Source organism: Empedobacter sp. UBA3475 (assembly GCF_002378465.1).
Lineage (GTDB): Bacteria > Bacteroidota > Bacteroidia > Flavobacteriales > Weeksellaceae > Empedobacter > Empedobacter falsenii_B.
This window is the reverse complement of record NZ_DFRA01000055.1, coordinates 1-20,416: the sequence shown is the minus strand read 5'-3', so window position 1 is coordinate 20,416 and position 20,416 is coordinate 1. Positions and strand designations below refer to the sequence as shown.

Sequence of the window (20,416 nt, the reverse complement as noted above, 5' to 3'; positions counted from 1 at the left end):
CAACTTTATCGGCAGATTGTACTTTTACGATGTAAACTCCAGCCGAAAGTTTACTTAATTGTATTGTTTTATTTGTAAATGATGAAGTTGGTTGATAGCTTTCTTGATGTACCAATTAGTATAAAAGAAAACGAAGATGATGTTGAATATCCGATTTATAAGGATTTTAATAAGATTAATTCGCAAAAATCTGAATTTGTAAAATATATCAAAGATTATAAAGAAAATCCAGAAGTTATCACTGCAAAAACGGGAGAAAATGCAAAGATTGATCAAGAAAAAAAACTTAAAAAGAAAGAAGAATTAAAGAAACTTAATAACTCTATCGAGAGAGATTTACAGTTTAATATTAAATAATTTTAGCTTGATAGAACTCGTTTTTCTAAAATTTATTTCAACAGAAAAATTCAACAAGCTTCTATTTCTACACCTTAAGAAAAATAGAATTTAGATAAATTGTAAAAGTCGCTCTTGTGCGACTTTTTTTATTGATTCAAAACTCGTTTTCTAAAAATATATATCAACGGAAAACTGCGTAAAAACATCCAAATGCCGAATGCAATCCAGATTCCATAAATACTTAAACCAAAGTAATCTGCAAGATAAATGGTTGGTAGAAAACCAAGAAATGTTGCGATAATTAAGTTGTTTCGCAAGAGTTTTGCATCGCCCATTCCCTTGAAAAATCCATCAAAAATATAAGCCAATGTGTTGATTGGTTGCATCAGTAAAACCATCCAAAATACCGAATTGAAAATGGTCAAAACATTCGGGTCTTGATTGAAAATTTGCCCAATTTGATTATAAAAAATGAAACAAATAGTAATTAAAATACATGCAATTAAAACAGAATATTTAGAAATATTTTTGCTTAAAATCCAAAGTTTAGAATAATTTCGTTCGCCTTGTAATCGTCCTGCCATTGCATTTCCAGCGCCAGCATATCCATCGATAAAAAATGAAAAGAACAACCAAATATTCATCAAAATACTTTGAGCTGCGATATAATCTTTTCCATAATCGGTGGCATAAGAATTGGCAAGAAAAAATGCAACATTCAGTGAAGCTGTTCGCAAAATAAAATTGAAACTTAAGTTGACATATTTCTTAAAAAGTGGATGAATGGTTTTTCCTGGATTTAATCCAAATGAAGTTTTCGTGAAATAGTAGTAAAACGCCATAATTACCATAATCAATTGCGCAATTAAACTTGCATAAGCAGCGCCTTTAATATGATAAGCGGGGATTATCCCATTTACTCCAAAGATTAGAATATAGTCTAAAAAGACATGAACAAATGCAGCTGTTAAACTACATTTCATTGCCCAAACGGTGTTTTGCATTCCTCTAAATGCTCCAAAAAGAGTGAGCGAAATAAGTGTTAATGGAAAACCAAATGCTCTGATTTTGTAATAATCTACTGAAAATTGAAGAACCAAATCTTTTGCATTGTACAACTCGAATAGATTTTGTGCAAAAAAATACGTTGGAACAAAAATAAGTAAACTCAAAAATATATTGAAATACATCGCTTGCGGAACTAAAGTTTTGAGACTTTCCAATTTATTTGCTCCAAAACTTTGCGAAACCAAAGACGAAATAGAGGTTTTGGTTTGGGCAACAATCCAGATAATTCCTGAAAGAAAAGAACCAACTAAACCAGTAGCAGCAAGTGCTTCAACCGAATATTCTTTTACATTACCCACCATAGCAATATCGGTTAAGGTAATAAGAGATTCGGCAATTCCCGAAAAAATCGCAGGAATCGCTAATTGATTAATTTGTTTGAACGTAATTCTATCCGAAACCAAACTCATTTCGAAGAATTATTTTTTTATGCGTTTGTACGGAGGTTTGTTTTTGATGATTTGACTCAACATAAATAAGGTAGTTCCGACCAATGTAAAATAACCCAAAAGTGGCAAACCCGGAATGTGATAATTGTTGTATTTGAACATGAAAATACACGCTAAATATCCAGCAAAAATTAAATAATAAATTACTTTTTTGAATGATCCGTAAGTAAATTTTCCACGAATATATTCGATCAAATTCAAAAGAATTAAGAAGAAATAAAAACCGAAAAAGATGTAGCGCAATGGATTAATCGGACGATCGGTTGTTCTTATATTCACCATTAAATTGTAATTGTAAACACCGTTATAAATTAATAACAATAAGATAAGAACGATAATGATACGAAGTATTTTCATAAAGTATTTTTGCATTAAAAAAGCTGTCGAAACAGCTTTTTGATTTTATTTTACAGGTTTGAAATCTAACGAAAGCGAATTCACACAATAACGTAAACCAGTTTCTGTAGGTCCGTCATCAAAAACGTGTCCTAAATGGCTTCCACAATTTCCGCAAAGAATTTCTGTTCTCTTCATTCCGTGCGAAGTGTCTACGCGTTCTACAATTTTACCTTCTTTTATTTCTTTGTCAAAACTTGGCCAACCACAATGTCCATCAAACTTAGAAGAAGAAGAAAACAATTCTTCTCCACACGCATTACATGTATAAATTCCGTTTTCGAAATGCATGTTGAATTTTCCTGTAAAAGGACGTTCTGTTCCAGCTTCTCTTAAAACATAATATTCTTCAGAAGAAAGTTCTTTTTTCCATTCTTCGTTTGACTTATTGATATTGAATTGAGGTTTTTCGTTCATCGTAACAGTGTTTGAAGGTTGTTCTACTTTAGCATCTTCTTTCTTGTGTTGAGATGTACAAGCAGCCATAAGGCTCATTATTAATCCAACAACAAAAAAAGAAGTATATTTTTTTAGGCAATCCATTGATTATATTTTTCAAAAGCTTGTCTGATTTCTTCTTCAGTACAAACTACATCATAACGACAATTTCCAATCTTGTTGATCAAACTAAAGTTGATTGAATTGTTTTGATTTTTTTTGTCGTGTTTCATCCATTCCATTAAGTTCGGAAAAATTTTCATATCAATTGTATTTAATGCATACATTGACGAAAAACTTTCGCAAACCTCTTCCACATCAGCTTTAGAAATTAATTCTTGATCATAACTAAGGAATGTCTCAATAATCATTCCGATTACAATTGCTTCTCCATGTAAAAGCGGAAAATCAGTTTCTAAGGATTCACTTTCTATAGCATGACCTATTGTATGACCAAAATTTAAAATTTTGCGTTCACCTTTTTCATATGGATCATTGTCAACCACATTTTCTTTGATATGAATAGAATCCATGATAAAAGGAGCTAAAGATTCGGCATCGTGCGAAGGTAATTGCACCAAATTATCCCAATGATCACGGTTCTTGATTAAACCATGTTTTAACATTTCGGCTAAGCCAGATTTTACTTGACGTTGCTCTAATGTCAACAAAAATTTAGGATCAACTAACACCATTTCCGGCTGTGTAAATGTCCCAATCATGTTTTTCATTCCTTCCAAATCAATTCCATTTTTTCCACCAGCAGAAGCATCAACTTGCGATAATAACGTAGTTGGAATGTTGATGAATTTGATTCCACGCTTGAAAGTAGAAGCCATAAAACCTCCCATATCCGTTAAAACTCCACCACCAACATTAATAACTAATGAATGACGATCTGCACCCAACTCGCTTAATGCTAACCAAAGATTAGTTACAGTATCGATGTTTTTATTTTCTTCTCCAGAGTCAATTTCAAGGATTTCGTAAGCAGAAATATTGTCCAAATCGGCTAATAATAGCGGTAAACAATGCACATGAGTGTTCTCATCTACCAAAAAGAAGATAGAAGAAAAAGTGTTATTTGCAAGGTAATCGTCTAATATATATGCGATTGAACCAAAATGAATCGGAGCTGATTTCAAAATGAAAAATGTTTTTAAAATGTGCCTAAAATTACGACGACCTTTTTACATCAACCAAATATTTTGAATGATTTATTTTAGGAGGGCTGTCGATAGAATCTATATTGATATTATCGACTTATAAAATAATTATTTTTAAATTTGCACAAATTCATAGATCAATGAACATAGTTCTTTTTGATGGCGAAGAATGGGAAGATTTTTTGCCCCTAACATTTACAAGACCTGTAGCTGCCCTAAGAATGGGGATATTGAGTTTTGCAGAACGTTGGGAAAAAATACTAAATACAGAGGTTTCTTATCAAACGAAACCTTATTTGCAAGAAAAATTTCCTGCTAAACTTCAAACAGAAAATACATTTATCAACCCAACTTTTTTTCCGAATGAAAAATTAATTGAAGCGATAAAGAATTTAAAACCAAACCAAACCCTAATTTTTGACAATCAACTTGTAGCAGTTAAATCAACTGAAGAAACTCCAAAAATCACATCAGATATTATTCAATTTGAAGATGAAGTAATTCATCTACAACATTCTTGGGATCTGTTTACTTACAATTTCCAGGCAATTGAATTTGATTTTGATTTGGTGACAAAAGGAAGAACTTCTCAATCAATATCTACAACCAACCAAGTTTTAGCTCCTGAAAAAATATTTATTGAAGAAGGTGCGAAAGTTGAATTTTCTATTTTGAATGCATCAGAAGGTCCAATTTATATTGGAAAAGATGCCGAAATTATGGAAGGTTCTATGATTCGTGGCGGATTAGCTTTATGCGAGCATGCAAAAATAAATATGGGTGCAAAAATATATGCTGGTTGTACGATTGGTCCTTTTTGTAAAGTTGGTGGTGAATTAAATAATTCAATCCTAATAGCATATTCAAATAAAGGACATGATGGGTTTTTAGGGAATTCTGTAATTGGAGAATGGTGCAATTTAGGCGCGGATACAAATAACTCAAACTTGAAAAATAATTATGCAGAAGTAAAGTTATGGAGTTATAACCAAAAAAGATTTGTAAAAACAGGTTTGCAATTTTGTGGTTTAATAATGGGCGATTATGCTAAATCTGCAATCAATACACAATTTAATACTGGTACAGTTGTTGGAGTTTGTGCGAACGTTTTTCAATCAGGTTTTCCACCAAATATGATTAAACATTATAGTTGGGGTGGACAATCAGACGCTCCTGTTTTTAATTTTGATAAAGCTTGTGAAGCTGCAGAAAAAATGATGGAAAGAAGAAAAATTGCTTTTACACTTGCTGATAAAAGAATTTTAGAACATATTTTTAATTTAAATAATAACTAATTTAATAACGAGTAAATCATAAGAATTTAAGTTTAAAATTGTAATATGATTAATTTTACGTGTTAATCTTTTAACAATTAATTAAAAAATCCTTAATTTTGCTTTTTGTTAGAAAAGAATATTTGTGAAATGACTGGTAAATATAAAAACGTTTTAGAGTTAATTGGAGATACTCCATTAGTTCAGTTAAACAGAATTAACCAAGACATTCCAGGCGAAGTTTATGCAAAGTTAGAATGTTACAATCCTGGACATTCAACAAAAGACAGAATAGCTTTACATATTATAGAAGAGGCTGAAAAAAATGGTCTATTAAAACCTGGTGCTACGATTGTAGAAACAACTTCAGGTAACACTGGATTTGCTGTAGCTATGGTGGCTATCGTAAAAGGGTACAAATGTATCTTAGCGGTATCGGATAAAACAAAGGCAGAAAAGATTTCATTCTTGAAAGCGATGGGAGCAAAAGTATTTTTGTGCCCTGCGAATGTACCTGCTGATGATCCAAGATCATATTACGAAGTAGCAAAACGTATTGCTGCGGAAACGCCAAATTCTCTTTATATTAATCAATATTTTAATCAAGGGAATACAGAAGCTCACTATTTAACAACAGGTCCTGAAATCTGGAATCAAACAGAGGGTAAAATTACTCACCTAATCGGTTGTACAGGTACAGGAGGAACTTTGACAGGTAGTGCACGTTATATAAAAGAGCAAAACCCAGATGTGAAAATCATCGGAGTTGATGCTTATGGATCAATATTGAAAGGTTATCACGAAACTGGAAAAATTGATCAGAATGATATCTATCCTTACAGAATCGAAGGAATGGGAAAAAATTTAGTTCCTGGAGCTTTAGATTTTGAAATGGTTGATTCTTTTATCAAAGTGACAGACGAAGAAGCTGCTTATCGTACAAGAGAAATTGCTTTGAAAGAAGGAATTATGGCAGGATATACTTCTGGTGCTGCAACACAAGCATATAAACAATTGGCTGAAGCTGGAGAATTTGACGAAAATTCTTTAGTTGTAATTTTGTATCCAGACCATGGTTCGCGCTATATGACAAAAGTTTTTAGTGATGATTGGATGGCAGAGCAAGGCTTTACAAATAGCAGACTCAATGGTTTAGAAGCTCGAGCAACAGTCGAAAGAATTAAATAATACGTATATTTGTAAAAATTAAATATTTAAAGTAGGTAGTGTTCGTTCACTTTCTACTTTTTTTCAATTAATAAAAAATTAAACTATAATAAAATGGACATTTTTGAACGTTTAAAACAGAACCCTGGACCATTAGGTCAATTCGCTGATTATGGTGAAGGTTATTATGTTTTTCCACAGTTAAAAGGAGAAATTGGACCCGTAATGGAATTCCAAGGTAAAAAAGTAATTACTTGGTCAATCAATAACTATTTAGGTTTAGCTAACCATCCAGAAGTTCGTAAAGCTGATGCTGATGCGGCAGCTGAATATGGTATGGCTTATCCAATGGGAGCTCGCGCAATGTCTGGACAAACAGATTTTCACGCACAATTAGAGCAAGAATTGGCTGATTTTGTTCAAAAAGAGTCTGCTTATTTAATGAATTTTGGATACCAAGGAATGGTATCTACAATTGATGCTTTAGTATCTAAAAATGATGTAATCGTTTATGATGCTGAATGTCATGCTTGTATTGTTGATGGAGTTCGTTTACACTTTGGTAAACGTTTTATTTACCAACACAACAACATCGAAAGTTTTGAAAAAACAATTGCTCGTGCACGTAAATTAGCTGATAAACAAGGAGGCGGAATTTTAGTGATTACAGAAGGTGTTTTTGGAATGACTGGTAAGCAAGGTATTTTGAAAGAGATTGCGGCTTACAAAGATGAATACAAATTCCGTTTATTAGTAGACGATGCACACGGTTTTGGTACATTAGGTAAAACTGGAGCTGGAGCCGGAGAGGAGCAAGGTTGTCAAGATAAGATTGATATCTATTTCTCAACTTTTGCAAAATCTATGGCAGGTTTCGGAGCATTTATTGCAGGTAACAAAGACATTATTCGTATTTTAAAATATAACTTACGTTCTCAAATTTTTGCTAAATCATTGACAATGCCAATGGTAATCGGAGGTTTAAAACGTCTTGAGTTATTACGTTCTCAACCAGAGCTTAAAGATAAGTTATGGCACAATGTAGAAAAAATTCAGAAAGGATTAGAAGAAAGAGGATTTGATATTGGAGGTTCTAACACATGTGTTACGCCAATCGTATTGAATGGTTCTCCTATCGAAGCGACTGTATTGGCAAAAGAAATGCGCGAAGAATATGGTATTTTCGTTTCTGTAGTAGTTTATCCAGTTATTCCAAAAGGAATGATTATTTTCCGTATTATTCCAACTGCTGCTCACGAAGACGAACACATCGAATATACGTTAAACTCATTTGCTGAGATTAAAGATAAATTAGCTGACGGATATTACAAACGCAAAGCAGAAGAATTGAATGTTGATTTTGTTCAATACTAAAATAAATATTCAATCAAATAATAGAAAAACCCTAAACTGAATTAGTTTAGGGTTTTTTGTTTGTATTCTGTTCAAAAGTAAAGTAATTATTCACTTTTTTCCATATTTGATTTACTATATTTGTTTACAAATTAGACACACAAACACACAACAATTTTAATTATGAAAATTCACAATTTTAGTGCAGGACCATGCATTTTACCACAAGTTGTTTTCGACAAAATGGCTCAAGCTTGTTTAGATTTCAACAATTCAGGAACATCAATTTTAGAAATTTCTCACCGTCGCAAAGATGCGGTAGAAGTAATTGATACAGCAAGAGCGTTGGTAAAAGAATTGATGAATGTTCCAGAAACACATGACGTAGTTTTTATGCAAGGTGGAGCTTCATTGCAATTTCCTACTGTAGCTTACAATTTATTGAAAGAAGGCGGAAAAGCAGCTTATACACAAACAGGAAAATGGGCAGAAAATGCTATCAAAGAAGCGAAGCGTTTCGGAGAAATCGAAGTTATTGCTTCTTCAAAAGATCAAAATTATAGTTATATTCCAAAAGGATATACTGTTCCTTCAGATGTTGATTATTTCCACTGCACATCAAATAATACCATTTTTGGAACACAAATGAAAGAGTTTCCAAATTCTCCAGTTCCAATAGTTTGTGATATGTCTTCGGATATTTTATCTCGCACAATTGATGTTTCTAAATTTGGTGTAATCTATGCTGGAGCCCAAAAAAATATGGGACCTGCAGGTTCTGCTGTTGCAATCGTTCAAAAAGATTTATTAGGTAAAACGGGACGTAATATTCCCGATTATTTAAACTACGAAACACATATCAAAAAAGAATCATCGTTTAATACGTGGCCAGTAATTGCAATTTACGGTGTCATGTTAAATTTACAATGGTTAAAAGAGCAAGGTGGAGTAGAAGCGATTGCAAAAATTAATACTGCAAAAGCAGATGCAATGTATGCTGAAATTGATCGTAACGGATTATTTACAGGAACTGCTGCAACAGAAGATCGTTCTCAAATGAATGCCACTTTTGTCTTAAATAACGAAGATTTCAAAGCTGATTTTGATGCAATGTTAAAAGAAGCTGGAGTTGTTTCTTTGGCTGGTCACCGTGATGTTGGTGGATACCGTGCGTCTATGTACAATGCTTTACCATTAGAATCTGTTCAAGTTTTGGTAGAAGTAATGAAACAATTTGAACAAAAATTTGGTTAATCAGCAGACATTAGATGCTAGATATTAGTATTGAGAAATATATTATCTAACATCTAAAATCTACATCTTAATTCTATAATAATAACATGAAAATATTAGCAAACGATGGAATTTCTAAGGCAGGAATAGAAGCTTTAGAAGCAAAAGGTTTCGAAGTAATAACTGCTCACGTAGCACAAGAACAATTAGAAAATTATATCAACGAAAATGGAGTTGAAGTACTTTTAGTGCGTTCTGCGACTAAAGTTCGTCAACCTTTGATTGATGCGACAAATCTTAAAATTATCGGTCGTGGAGGAGTTGGTATGGACAATATCGATGTTGCTTATGCACGCGAAAAAGGAATTCAGGTGATTAATACGCCAGCATCTTCTTCTCAATCTGTAGCAGAATTTGTAATTGCGCATTTGTTTTCTATCGTTCGTAATTTACACCAAGCCAATCGTAATATGCCTTTAGAAGGAGATTCTAACTTCAATGGATTGAAAAAAGCTTACGCAAAAGCAATCGAATTGAGAGGAAAAACAATGGGTGTAATCGGTTTTGGCCGTATCGGTGTAGAAGTAATTCGTGAAGCGATTGGTTTAGGAATGAATATTTTAGTGTATGATAAATTCCCAGCAACACGTGACATTGAATTAGAATTTTTTGATGGTCAAAAATTAACGTTTACCATCACTTCTGTTGATTTTGATGAAGTCATTACAAAAGCAGATTTCATTTCGCTGCATGTTCCAGCACAAGATGGATATATTTTGGGTGAAAAAGAATTTGCAAAAATGAAAGATGGCGTGATTGTAATTAATACGGCTCGTGGTGGAGTAGTTGACGAGCGTGCTTTGGTTGATGCAATTGAAGACGGAAAAGTTGCTGGAGCAGCCTTAGATGTTTTTGAGAATGAGCCAACACCAGAAATGGGCTTGTTGATGAACGAATCTTTGTCATTATCTCCTCATATTGCAGGTTCTACGAATGAAGCGCAGGACAGAATTGGAACTGAATTAGCTTCGCAAATCGTTGAGATTTACGGAAAATAATTTTGAGTTTCATTCTATCTAAAACTATTCAAAATGCCTCAATTTAAACCATTCAAAGGAATTCGACCTACAGAAGAAACTTCTCAAGAATTTGTGACGCTTGCCGTTAATCAATATTCGAAAGAAGAATTGGATTATTATATCAATAACAGAGAAAACTCTTTTTTGCATATTATTTTGCCAACTTGGGACGAAACGATTCAAGATCCGAAAGAGAAATTCAGAAAAGTTCGTGAGAATTTTGAGGATTTTATTTCGAAAAAAATATTAACGCAAGACAAGTCGTCTTTTTATATTTATCAAGTCATACAGCCTGATGGACGCGAAACAAAAGGACTTTTAGGCTTGGTGAATATTGATGATTATCGTCAAAATAAAATAAAAAAGCACGAAGAAACTTTGGAGCGTCGTGTGGAATTATTTGCTGATTATTTGAAAGAATCTCATTTCCATGCGGAACCTGTTTTGTTGACCTATAAACCTGCTCAACGTGTAGATTTGTTGATTGATACGGAAATGAAACGCAAGCCGATTCTGAAAATAGAAGAAGAAAACGGAACGCAACATTTGTTGTGGAGAGTTGATAATCGTTTAAATTTAAAACAATTAAAAGATTCAATCGAAAAATTAGACGAATTGTATATTGCAGATGGACATCATCGTATGGAAAGTTCGGAGCGATACACAAAATTTGCGATTGAAAATTCGAAAGATGAAGTCTATGGTGATGAAGCGTTTAATTATACGTTAGCACTTTTAGTTTCGAATGAAGATTTGATTATCAATGATTATAATCGATTAATTAAAGATTTAAACGGCTTAACTCCAGAAGTGTTTTTAACTGCTTTAGAAGCTGATTTTGAAATTATTCCGAAAGGTGATGAATTAGTTGTGCCAACCAAAAAACATCATATTGTGATGTATTTAGATGGTCAATATTATAGTTTATATGTCAAAAATAATGTATTAATGACAGAAGGTTTAAGCGAATTGGATACTTATATTTTCGAAGAAAATGTGATGAAACCAATTCTAAATATTCAAGATTCTAAAAAGGATAAACGCATTCATTACGAATGTGGTACGCGCAATAGAGAAGGAGTAGAAGCGCTTAAAAATAAAGTTGATCATCACGATTATATTGCAGCTTTTGCTTTTTATCCAGTGGATGTGAAGGATTTGCAATTGATTGCGGATTTAGGGCTTAAAATGCCACCAAAAAGTACATATATCGAACCAAAACCATTAAGCGGTTTTGCTGTATTTGATTTGAAAGAATAAAAAATGAGTATTCAAGAAAATTTAAAAACAATCGAAGCTACAATTCCTGCTCATGTGATATTGGTAGCGGTTTCTAAGACAAAACCTGTGGAGGATTTGCAAGAAGCTTATGCGGCTGGAATGCGAGATTTTGGTGAAAACAAGATTCAAGAAATGTGCGATAAATACGAAGTTCTTCCAAAGGATATACGTTGGCATATGATTGGTCATGTGCAAACCAACAAAGTGAAGTATATGGCGCCTTTTGTGCATTTGATACATGGTGTTGATAGTTTAAAATTGTTGAAAGAAATTCACAAACAAGCCGAAAAAAATAATCGCGTAATTGATGTGTTGTTGCAACAATTTATAGCAGATGAAGAAACAAAATTTGGCTTGGATGAAGAAGAAATTCAACAGATAATGCAAGAAGAAATTCAGCATTTACCAAATGTTCGCGTAGTTGGATTGATGGGAATGGCAACGTTTACGGAAGATGAAAGTCAGATTCATGAAGAATTCCGTTCTTTAAAATCTAACTTTGATTCATTGAAATCTATTTATCAAAACATTTCTATTTTATCAATGGGAATGTCAGGAGATTATCAAATCGCGATAGAAGAAGGCAGTACAATGGTTCGCATTGGGAGTTCGATCTTTGGACATCGTAATTATTCGATTTAACAGAATATTATTGCAATACAAAACCCCTGAAATTTATGTTTTAGGGGTTTATTATTTATACAACAATTTCTAAAAAGGTAAAGTGTTTAAATTGACATTTCCACCAGAAATACATGGTTTTTATCGCTATTAGCTTCATGTAATATCGTTTCGATATTTTTAAAAACTAAGTTAGTTTGCTCTAAAATTGTTAACAGAATTTTTTTGGTTTCGCAATCTATTGGTAATTGACCAGAAATAGAATTCCATTATTTTACATTGTGAGTAGTGTCCATTTGCAATTGGTATATTTTCTGTTTGAATAATTTTCTTATTGGTTTTAAATATATCTTTATATCAAGATATATTACAAGTATATCCAAATTAAAAAAACTATTGATAGAATTGGATCAATAATCATTATAAAAAAATAAAACCTGAACAGATTTGTTCAGGTTCTATTCATTCAGGAATAAATTTTAACCATTTCCTCCACCGCCTCCGCCGCTTTGTTCTTGGTTAGATTTTGAGCGTTCTATATTAAATTGTTTTCCGAAATTGTAACTAATTCCAATACGATACATTCTGAAAGCTTGATTAACTCCCATATTTGTTACGTTGTTAGACGTACTTGTGTAAGTTCCATTTTTATTTTCGAAAAGGTTAGAGATATTTGCCGAAAGTTGTAATTTCTTTTTAAATACCATTGCTCTCATACCAATGTTATGACGCATAAAATCTCCAAATTTGTCTAATCCATCTGTACTTTTTGTATAATATGAATAAGTGTAATTAGCAAAAAGTGTTTTCTTTTTATTTAAATCTAAATTATTTGTAATTCTAAATTCCCCATTCATTCCGTCTAATGTATAATTCATTTCAGGAATTTTACTGGTTGTTTTACGATAGAAAACATCTGCCGAAGCATTTACTTTCCACCATTTATAAGGTTTTACGTTGATGTTTTCACTTAAACCAATACTATATGTTTTTCCAATATTATAAGGCTTAGAAAGTGTAATCTTGGTATCAGGATCCATGATGCTTACTTGTTCAAAAAGATCATTCGCATTGCGGTAATACAAACTTGTTACCAATAAATCTTTATACGCATGCTCTAACTCGAAATTATTCGAATTAGAAGGCGTCAAATTTGGATTTCCTTCTGAATAATTATACTCATTTTGTTTCGTTCTTCTTGGATTTAAATACCAAATAAATGGACGATCTACACGACGACTATAGTTTAATGTAAACGAATGATTTTCCGATGATTGATACATCAAATAAGCGGTAGGATATAAGCCGTCATAAGTTTTTTCGTAATTATTTTTCGGATCTTCCATAATGCTTTTCACTTGTGCATGCTCATAGCGTAACCCAACTTTTCCTGTCAGCTTTTCACTCAATTGTTTTTCTACCGAATAATACAATGCGTAGACATTCTCTTTGTAATTGTATTTGCTTGCAAAATCGGTATCTTCATGGAAATTATCATTCGGATTAAGTTTTAAAAATCGTTGATTTTCCGCTTCATCTGTTGCCCAACGTAAACGCGTTCCATAATTCATTTTCCACGAATTAACAGGATGCTCCATATCGATACTTGCATTGAATCGGTTTGAAGAGCCGTCATTTAAGCTGTAATTATTTTCGTATTTACCAGGGATTTCTGCCCAATTAGGATCAAATTCGTTACTGATATTTTTGTTATTGCTATCGTTTCCGTTATTCGAATAGTCAAAATCGAATGTTAACTTTTTACCTTCCGTTTTGAATTTTTTGATGATATGGTAATTTAATCCCAGATAATTCCAATTCCATTTTCCACCATCCCAATTCGTCGTCATATAACGATTTGTTTTGTTGTTCACTAAATCGAAAATATCAATGACTGAATTTCCTTTACTTTCTCCTTTACCATCTGAAATATCTAAATTGAAACCTGTAATTAAGTTGTCATTGATTTGATAATCAATACCAATTCGACCACCATAATAATTGTTCTCATTTTTATTAATTCCGTCCGAAGTCCATTTTTGATCTGGATATAAAGTTGTGTTTTTACTTTTACCATACCAATTTCCTTTACCACTATAAATATTAGAGGTTAATGTCCATTTTCCTTTGCGGTAATTGATATTCCCGTTCAAATTGAATCCACCGTATTTTTGCTGGTTGTATGAAGTCGAAATAGAACCATTCAAACTTTCTTGTTTTGCATTTTTCAATACAATATTGATGATTCCACTGTTTCCTGTCGCATCGTATTTGGCTGGAGGATTTGTAATGACTTCAATTTTTTCAATATCTTCTGTTCGAATGGTTTTTAGATAATTTGACAATTGTTCACTGCTCATTTGCATTAATCGGTCATTAATCATGACGCTTACTGAACCTTTTCCTATAATCGAAATAGCATCTGTCGCTTCTTCCACCTCGATACGTGGCGCAAGTTTCAATGCATCTAAGGCATTTCCACCTTTTGCACCTTCTGCTTGATCGACATTGAAAATTAATCGGTCTACTTTCTTTTCAACTAATTTTTTTTGACCTGTAACAACAGCTTCCGTTAAGGTTACATTTTCAGTTTTAGGAACTAAAATAATTCCTAAATCCGTATGATTCATAATCGTGAGAGAGGATGAATGAAGTAAAATTCCAGCTTCTTCAATTCTATACGTATAAGTTCCTTCTTCTAAAATAACCGTAAAGTGCCCATTTTTGTCAGTAGAAATTTCATCTATAATTTTTTCGCCTTGAAAAATGATTACATCTGCTAACGCTATTGGAGCTTGATTGGTATATTGAAAAGTTCCTTTTATTTCTTGTTGAGCAAAAGTATGAACAGATGCAATACAAATAATTGGAAGAAAATATTTTTTCATTTATAGGGTTGTTTACAAATAAGACGCATCAATCATCAAAAAGTTACAAAACTATAAGTGAAAATATCTTAAATAATAATGAATTAAAGAATCAAAAACTCCCAATAAGGGGATTATTGGGAGTGAATAAACTTATTTAAGTTCTTTTTCTAATTGAATAGATTTTGGAAATAGAATGTTGTTTTCGATGTGAATATGAGTATGCAAATCATTCTCGAATTCTTCTAACATTGCATAGGTCACGCGATAAGTGTTACACGCATCTGCTGGTGGAGTGTAATGATTGGTAAGTTCTGCAATCCTTGCAAAACGATCACCTTCTGCGGTATGTTCATGTTCCATCATGTGAACTGGATTTTCAACTGTACCAAAATGAGGAACTTCTAATTCTATTCCTCTTTTCTTTGCATGAGTCATTTTTTTGATAAATGGAAAAAGAATTAATTCTTCTTTTTTTAAATGAGCACTCAAATCTTGAGCTGTTTGATTAAATAAAGCGTTTATTTCATAAAGTACTGGATGTCTTTCACCATGAACTTTGCATAATTTGTCTAAGAAAGCGAGTAAAACAGGTATTTTTTCTTCCACATAAGCATGGTGAGTTTTTTCCACATATTCTACCAATAAATCCAATGGCCAAGATTTGAAATCGATGTTATTATTCGATTGATTTGGAATATTTTCTAATTCGTTGTAAATCGTTTCGGCATCGACAGTTTTGTCTTTACACGCATCTTCGATTGTTCTTCCTCCACGGCAACAAAAATCAATTCCATATTTTTTGAAAACTGCAGCAGTTCTAAAATCTTCTGCAACCATTTCTCCTATTAAGTCTGTTCTAGTGTTCATAATAAAATACTTTTATATCCTTTATTAATTTAAATTTTTTTGAAAAACTCCCCAACCTATGTCGGGGAGTTATAGGGATTATTTTTTCAATGATAAAACATAATCGATCATTTGACCAGCTTCATCTTTTGTTACTGTAGAGTGAGGTGTCATTGGAATATCGCCCCAATTTCCTTTTCCTCCTTCAATAATTTTTGATGCCAACATATCACGATCAGCTTCTGTATATTTTGCTGCAACATCTTGATAAGATGGTCCAATCAATTTTGTGTCAACTGTGTGACAAGATAAACAGTCTGCTTTTTCAACTAAGTTTTTTCCTTTTTCAGCACTTGTTAATTCTGCTGCTTGAGGTGCTTCAGCTGGTTTTCCAACATCAACAGTTGAATAATCAATTTCGCTATCTGTCGATTTTTTGTCTTCTGCTTTGTTGCAAGAATAGAACGACACCGCAACAAGAGCGGCCATCATAAAAGTTAATTTTTTCATTTCGTAATTTTTTATTGTTCTTAATTTAGTTGTTTTTTTATAGCATCCACCGTTTCATCAATGTCAATAGCTAAGCCTTCTTTTTGGTGAACTAAAATACCTTCTTTCGAAAAAACGCTGATAATGTTTGAATGAGAGAAATCGATTGGAGAAATTTGTTTGTATTTCATTGCCAAGCTATTTGCAAATTCACGTGTATTATCTTCAGAGCTTCTCAAAAATAACCATTGTTTATTATCTATTTTATTATTTTTTAGAAAATCGGTCATTTTTTCTGGTGTATCTGTTTTAGGATCAATAGAAACCAAAACATAAGTCAAGTCTTTTCCTTTGTAATTGACTTTTGTTGCGATGTCTTTCATGTCCAATGTCAATCGCGGACAAGCCGTTTTGCATGAAGTATAAATCATCACTACAGTCAAAACTTTTCCTTTTAATTCTTCCAATTTGATTTCATTTCCATTTTGTGTTTGCCATTCGGATTGCAAATTGAAAATCGATTCAGAATCAGTTACGGTTGTTTCCGTTTTTGATTGACAAGAAAACAACACAATTAGTGGAAGCATAAGGAATAGAATTTTTTTCATCTTATTCTATTTTATAGGTTAATTAATATCTTTTGCACAACGGAATCCTAAATTGTTGACCGTGTAATTAGCTTCAATACTACCTCTTAAAGCGAAACGAATAAAGGCAGCATAATTTTTCAAATCTGATGAGGTAACCGAAGCACCAGCACAAAAAAGCGTTTCATTTACGGTATTGTCTTTTCTAGATTCACCAGAAAGCATAACCGAATTAAAATCATCTGTCCATTCCCAAATTAAACCATAAAGGTCATAAACACCCCAAGCATTTGGTGAAAACTGTTTGACAGGTTTCGTATAACTCATTTTGTTTTGATACAATTGAAGAATACGTTGGGTAAAAGCCGGATCTTCTGTTGCGTCTTTCATTTGTTCGTCTGCACGTGCAGTATATTCCCATTCATCGATTGTTGGTAAACGTTTTCCTACACTTTTGGCATAAGCTTTTGCAGCAAACCACGAAACATTTGTGACAGGCGCATCTAAGCTTACTCCTTTTGGAATCTCATAATTGGATGTCCAATGTTTCAAATAAGTACTATCGGCATAAATTCGTTTTACTTGGTCTTTTGTCCATTGCGGATTTGCCTTTAGAAATTTGATATACTCGCGATTTGTGACAGCCGTTTCATCGATATAAAACGATTGCACTTCAACTAAACTATCTTGATTTCCAACAAACGGTTTATAGAAACCACCATCAACTTTCACCATTTTTTTATCATCTTGGATAAAAGCTAAAGTGGTGGTTTCATTTTTTTGTTCTGTTGTTGTCGTTTTAGAACAAGATAAAAGTGAAATAAATACGGTTAATATAACGATTAAACGGTACATATTAATTGAACTGAGATTAATTATTTATTTGACTTAAATACTTTTGGATTGTCATTTCCATTGACTTTTATTTTTCCTAAAGCACCTTTATTAAATGCTCTGAAAATAGCATGATCCACAATTACATATTCACCTGGAACAGTAGCTTTGAACTCTACAATAGCAGCTCCACCAGCAGGAATAAGTGTTGTTTGAACATTTTCGTTTACTAAACTTCCACCTTCAGGATATACGCGATCGAAAATTTCTCCAATTAAGTGGAAAGATGAAGTTAAGTTAGGACCTCCATTTCCAACAAAGAAACGAACGGTTTCGCCAACATTAGCTTGCAATTCATTGTCGCCTAATAATCCTCCAGTATTTCCGTTGAATACAACATAATCAGGTGTTTCAGCAATAGCTTTATTCATGTCAAATTCTTGCATTCCTTTGTCGCCAAAGTTTCCTTTTACATAGAAATCTCCTTGCATAATGTAGAATTCTTTGTCAACTTTTGGTAAACCACCTTCTGGTTCGATAAGGATTAAACCATACATCCCGTTTGCGATATGCATTCCAACTGGAGCAGTAGCACAGTGGTAAACATATAAACCAGGATTTAATGCTTTAAAATTGAATACAGCTTCTTTACCTGGTGCAACAAATGATGCTTCAGCTCCACCTCCAGGACCATTCACTGCGTGAAGGTCAATATTGTGTGGAAATACACTGTTTTCATTATTTTTTAGGTGAAATTCAATCTCATCCCCAATTCGTGCTCGAATAAAACTACCAGGAACTGTACCTCCGAAAGTCCAAAAATTATATTGCGTACCATCTGCTAATTCTCCTGTTTTTTCGATTGTTTCTAAACGGACAATTAATTTTTTAGCCGCTCTATCTCCGATTGGTTCAGGAACTAATGGTGGAGAAGTTAATTTTGCTTCTTCAGCTGCCTCATTCGAAATAGCGATTGTTTCAGTGTCAGTAGTTTGAGTAGATTTTGTTGTTTGTTTACAAGCTGTCATTCCGAAAGCTAAACAAACCATTGCAAAAGGGATTACAAATTTTTTCATGTGCTTGATCTGTTAAGTTGTTTTTTTAGCCATAATTACTGTAGCGCAAAGATGCTCTTCGTATTTTTTAAATATTTTTTTCATTTTAATTACACGCTCTCTAATTTCAGGTTGAGTTGCAATGTTTTTGACAATAGTCATGAAACCATTAAATCCTTCATCGTCGATTAATCGAGACGGTTCTAGTAAGTGCATTTCTGCAGTTTCTATTGTGATAATTTCAAATCCTTCATTTATTAACCTATTTTTCCATTCTTCTATGGTTAATGGTCGTGCATTTACTTTCATGGTTTCAGCCAATTCTCGTTGAATCTCTTTTTTGATTTCTTCTGAAATCAGATCTGGTTTTAATGCTAACTCATGAATGGCATAGATGCCTTGATTTTTTAAAATACGAAAGGCTTCTTGTATGATTTCACTTTTTCGGTGATCAGCATGCATTGTCAACATAGCTTCTCCATAAACTTTTGTCTGACTTTCATTGTCCAATTCCGTCTGAGCTGCGTTAGCTAATTTGAACGTTGTTTTCTCATTTCCGAATTTAAGATTTAAGTCTTTTACAATAGCTTCTTCTAAATCAATACCTATATAGGTTTTCGGATTTTTTTGAAGTGTAATATTTGCTGTATAACCTAATCCTGGCGCAAATTCTACCACATGATCCGTTGAATTAATATCCAATAATTTGATCATTTTATCGGTCATTTGTTTCCCTCCAGGGCGTAATACTTTTTTTCCGACTTTAGCCAAAACCCAATGTCCTGACATTTTTTCAATAGAATCTTTGCTCATTTTTTTTTGTAATTAATGTGACACAAAAGACAATTAACATTAGCAATTTTAAACTTTCTGCATAAATGAAATAGTCGTGTAAAGGAGTAGGAGGTAAGCCTTTTCCTGTCATTAAAATGTCTGCTCGAGCATCCAAAACAGGTAACATCCAAAATTTTTCAAGACATAAAATAATCGTTAGAATAATGACACAAATTTTCATTGGATAGTTGATTTCTTTTCGGTTGATAAAAAATAGGAGAAGGATAATTCCTAAAAGTACAAATTGAATAATTGTTGAAATTCCAAATGTGATTTTTCCTAATTCTAATGCAATCGGTAAAGTCATTCCAGTGACTTGAAATTTTAAAGGCGTTTCAATAAAACTTATGCTGATAAAAATTCCTATCCATAAGAAAAGAAGCGCAAATATAAAAGGATGTTTTATTTTCATTAGTTCGGTTTTAAATTTATAAAAGACTTATTTATCCGATTTAAAATTAAATTTTTTTATTCAAAATTCAGTCTTAAAAAAACATTTTTTGTTTCCAATTTTTCAACTAAATCTCGAATAGTTGTCGATTCTAATAATTGTTTTAAATTGTTTCTTATTCCTTTAAATTGATCGTGTAATGGACAAGGACTTGTTTCCGAGCATTGTTTTAAACCTAATGCACAACCGTTAAAAATTTTATCTCCGTCAAATTCTTTTACAATATTCGCCAATGAATTATTCAAATTGGTTTCATTTAAATGAAAACCGCCTGTTGGTCCTTTTGTCGATTGCAATAAATCTTTTCTGGTCATTTCTTGTAAAATTTTCGCAATAAAATATTCAGGCGAATCAATTCCTTTTGCAACATCCTTGATGCTGATCTTGTTGCCGTCTTTTGTTTGTTGAGCTATAAAAGTCAACGCCCTAATTGCGTATTCACAAGTTTTTGATAACATTCCTTAATCTTTTTTTACACTACAAATATACGCTATATATTTAATAAAAGAGTAAAAAAGTGTTTTATTAAAACTACCCGTTGTGCATTTTGATTAATAAAGAATAAAGTTGTTCATTTGATTGAAAA

22 protein-coding genes and 1 pseudogene are annotated in these 20,416 nt (G+C 32.6%); 8 read left to right on the top strand and 15 right to left on the bottom strand.

Annotated elements, in window-relative coordinates; genetic code table 11:
- Window positions 1–115 (bottom strand): T9SS type A sorting domain-containing protein (locus B3I31_RS12135; protein WP_291088076.1); only part of this gene is annotated, 115 nt, incomplete at its 3' end.
- Between B3I31_RS12135 and B3I31_RS12130 the strand changes: the two genes are divergently transcribed.
- Window positions 88–357, top strand: a complete 270-nt coding sequence (locus tag B3I31_RS12130) for a hypothetical protein (protein WP_291088073.1) — start codon at window positions 88–90, stop codon at window positions 355–357. The two genes, B3I31_RS12135 and B3I31_RS12130, sit on opposite strands and share 28 nt — an antisense overlap.
- A 128-nt stretch (window positions 358–485) precedes the next feature.
- Here the strand turns inward: B3I31_RS12130 and B3I31_RS12125 are convergent, their stop codons facing one another.
- Genes B3I31_RS12125 through aroB form a run of 4 tightly spaced genes read right to left on the bottom strand, consistent with a single transcriptional unit; the run spans window position 486 to window position 3,835 of the window.
- Complete coding sequence (locus tag B3I31_RS12125; protein WP_291060283.1) at window positions 486–1,817, bottom strand: MATE family efflux transporter; 1,332 nt, start codon at window positions 1,815–1,817, stop codon at window positions 486–488.
- Between the two features lie 9 nt (window positions 1,818–1,826).
- Complete coding sequence (locus B3I31_RS12120) at window positions 1,827–2,213, bottom strand: hypothetical protein (protein ID WP_280062720.1); 387 nt, start codon at window positions 2,211–2,213, stop codon at window positions 1,827–1,829.
- A 45-nt stretch (window positions 2,214–2,258) separates the two neighbouring features.
- Entirely contained in the window at window positions 2,259–2,795 is a 537-nt protein-coding gene (msrB, locus tag B3I31_RS12115; RefSeq protein WP_125350119.1) for a peptide-methionine (R)-S-oxide reductase MsrB, read from the bottom strand.
- Window positions 2,783–3,835 carry a 3-dehydroquinate synthase gene (gene aroB, locus B3I31_RS12110; RefSeq protein ID WP_114999381.1) on the bottom strand — a complete coding sequence of 351 codons (1,053 nt, stop codon included), beginning with the start codon at window positions 3,833–3,835 and terminating at the stop codon, window positions 2,783–2,785. The genes msrB and aroB overlap by 13 nt, the downstream gene beginning before the upstream one ends.
- Before the next feature lie 161 nt (window positions 3,836–3,996).
- Between aroB and B3I31_RS12105 the strand changes: the two genes are divergently transcribed.
- The 7 genes from B3I31_RS12105 to B3I31_RS12075 all read left to right on the top strand — a co-directional run bounded on the left by B3I31_RS12105 (window position 3,997) and on the right by B3I31_RS12075 (window position 11,885).
- A complete protein-coding gene (locus tag B3I31_RS12105; protein WP_038336997.1) occupies window positions 3,997–5,151 on the top strand; it encodes a GlmU family protein in 1,155 nt (384 codons plus the stop codon).
- A 129-nt stretch (window positions 5,152–5,280) separates the two neighbouring features.
- Window positions 5,281–6,318: a PLP-dependent cysteine synthase family protein gene (locus B3I31_RS12100; RefSeq protein WP_038336998.1), complete on the top strand. Its 1,038-nt coding sequence runs from the start codon at window positions 5,281–5,283 to the stop codon at window positions 6,316–6,318.
- A 93-nt stretch (window positions 6,319–6,411) separates the two neighbouring features.
- Window positions 6,412–7,671, top strand: coding sequence for an aminotransferase class I/II-fold pyridoxal phosphate-dependent enzyme (locus tag B3I31_RS12095; RefSeq protein WP_291060287.1), 1,260 nt, complete (start codon window positions 6,412–6,414; stop codon window positions 7,669–7,671).
- Between the two features lie 162 nt (window positions 7,672–7,833).
- Window positions 7,834–8,904, top strand: coding sequence for a 3-phosphoserine/phosphohydroxythreonine transaminase (gene serC / locus B3I31_RS12090; protein ID WP_038337000.1), 1,071 nt, complete (start codon window positions 7,834–7,836; stop codon window positions 8,902–8,904).
- Between the two features lie 86 nt (window positions 8,905–8,990).
- Window positions 8,991–9,941 (top strand): D-2-hydroxyacid dehydrogenase, encoded by a 951-nt coding sequence (locus tag B3I31_RS12085; RefSeq protein WP_114999386.1) that lies wholly within the window; start codon window positions 8,991–8,993, stop codon window positions 9,939–9,941.
- 33 nt (window positions 9,942–9,974) lie between these two features.
- Entirely contained in the window at window positions 9,975–11,222 is a 1,248-nt protein-coding gene (locus B3I31_RS12080; RefSeq protein WP_114999388.1) for a DUF1015 domain-containing protein, read from the top strand.
- Window positions 11,223–11,225: 3 nt separating this feature from the next.
- Window positions 11,226–11,885 (top strand): YggS family pyridoxal phosphate-dependent enzyme, encoded by a 660-nt coding sequence (locus tag B3I31_RS12075; RefSeq protein ID WP_280035881.1) that lies wholly within the window; start codon window positions 11,226–11,228, stop codon window positions 11,883–11,885.
- 86 nt (window positions 11,886–11,971) lie between these two features.
- Here B3I31_RS12075 and B3I31_RS14640 read toward each other — a convergent pair whose 3' ends face one another.
- The 10 genes and pseudogenes from B3I31_RS14640 to B3I31_RS12030 all read right to left on the bottom strand — a co-directional run bounded on the left by B3I31_RS14640 (window position 11,972) and on the right by B3I31_RS12030 (window position 20,288).
- Window positions 11,972–12,073, bottom strand: a complete 102-nt coding sequence (locus tag B3I31_RS14640; protein WP_409450811.1) for a RidA family protein — start codon at window positions 12,071–12,073, stop codon at window positions 11,972–11,974.
- A 270-nt stretch (window positions 12,074–12,343) separates the two neighbouring features.
- A complete protein-coding gene (locus B3I31_RS12070; RefSeq protein WP_286475049.1) occupies window positions 12,344–14,752 on the bottom strand; it encodes a TonB-dependent receptor domain-containing protein in 2,409 nt (802 codons plus the stop codon).
- A gap of 132 nt (window positions 14,753–14,884) precedes the next feature.
- Complete coding sequence (gene ric / locus B3I31_RS12065; RefSeq protein ID WP_280049706.1) at window positions 14,885–15,601, bottom strand: iron-sulfur cluster repair di-iron protein; 717 nt, start codon at window positions 15,599–15,601, stop codon at window positions 14,885–14,887.
- 78 nt (window positions 15,602–15,679) lie between these two features.
- Window positions 15,680–16,090 (bottom strand): c-type cytochrome, encoded by a 411-nt coding sequence (locus B3I31_RS12060; RefSeq protein WP_280049705.1) that lies wholly within the window; start codon window positions 16,088–16,090, stop codon window positions 15,680–15,682.
- 20 nt (window positions 16,091–16,110) lie between these two features.
- Window positions 16,111–16,677, bottom strand: a complete 567-nt coding sequence (locus B3I31_RS12055; protein WP_280049704.1) for an SCO family protein — start codon at window positions 16,675–16,677, stop codon at window positions 16,111–16,113.
- A gap of 18 nt (window positions 16,678–16,695) precedes the next feature.
- Window positions 16,696–17,511 (bottom strand): formylglycine-generating enzyme family protein, encoded by an 816-nt coding sequence (locus B3I31_RS12050; protein WP_280049703.1) that lies wholly within the window; start codon window positions 17,509–17,511, stop codon window positions 16,696–16,698.
- Between the two features lie 35 nt (window positions 17,512–17,546).
- Window positions 17,547–18,566: pseudogene (gene nirK, locus B3I31_RS12045) on the bottom strand (copper-containing nitrite reductase); the annotation flags it as partial.
- Between the two features lie 12 nt (window positions 18,567–18,578).
- The gene (locus tag B3I31_RS12040) at window positions 18,579–19,358 is read right to left on the bottom strand and encodes a methyltransferase domain-containing protein (protein ID WP_280051305.1); all 780 of its coding nucleotides are present in this window, start codon (window positions 19,356–19,358) and stop codon (window positions 18,579–18,581) included.
- Window positions 19,339–19,791, bottom strand: a complete 453-nt coding sequence (locus tag B3I31_RS12035; protein ID WP_280049700.1) for a hypothetical protein — start codon at window positions 19,789–19,791, stop codon at window positions 19,339–19,341. Before B3I31_RS12035 ends, B3I31_RS12040 begins: the two co-directional genes overlap by 20 nt.
- 56 nt (window positions 19,792–19,847) lie before the next feature.
- A complete protein-coding gene (locus B3I31_RS12030; RefSeq protein ID WP_280049699.1) occupies window positions 19,848–20,288 on the bottom strand; it encodes an RrF2 family transcriptional regulator in 441 nt (146 codons plus the stop codon).
- Between the last annotated feature and the right edge of the window lie 128 nt (window positions 20,289–20,416).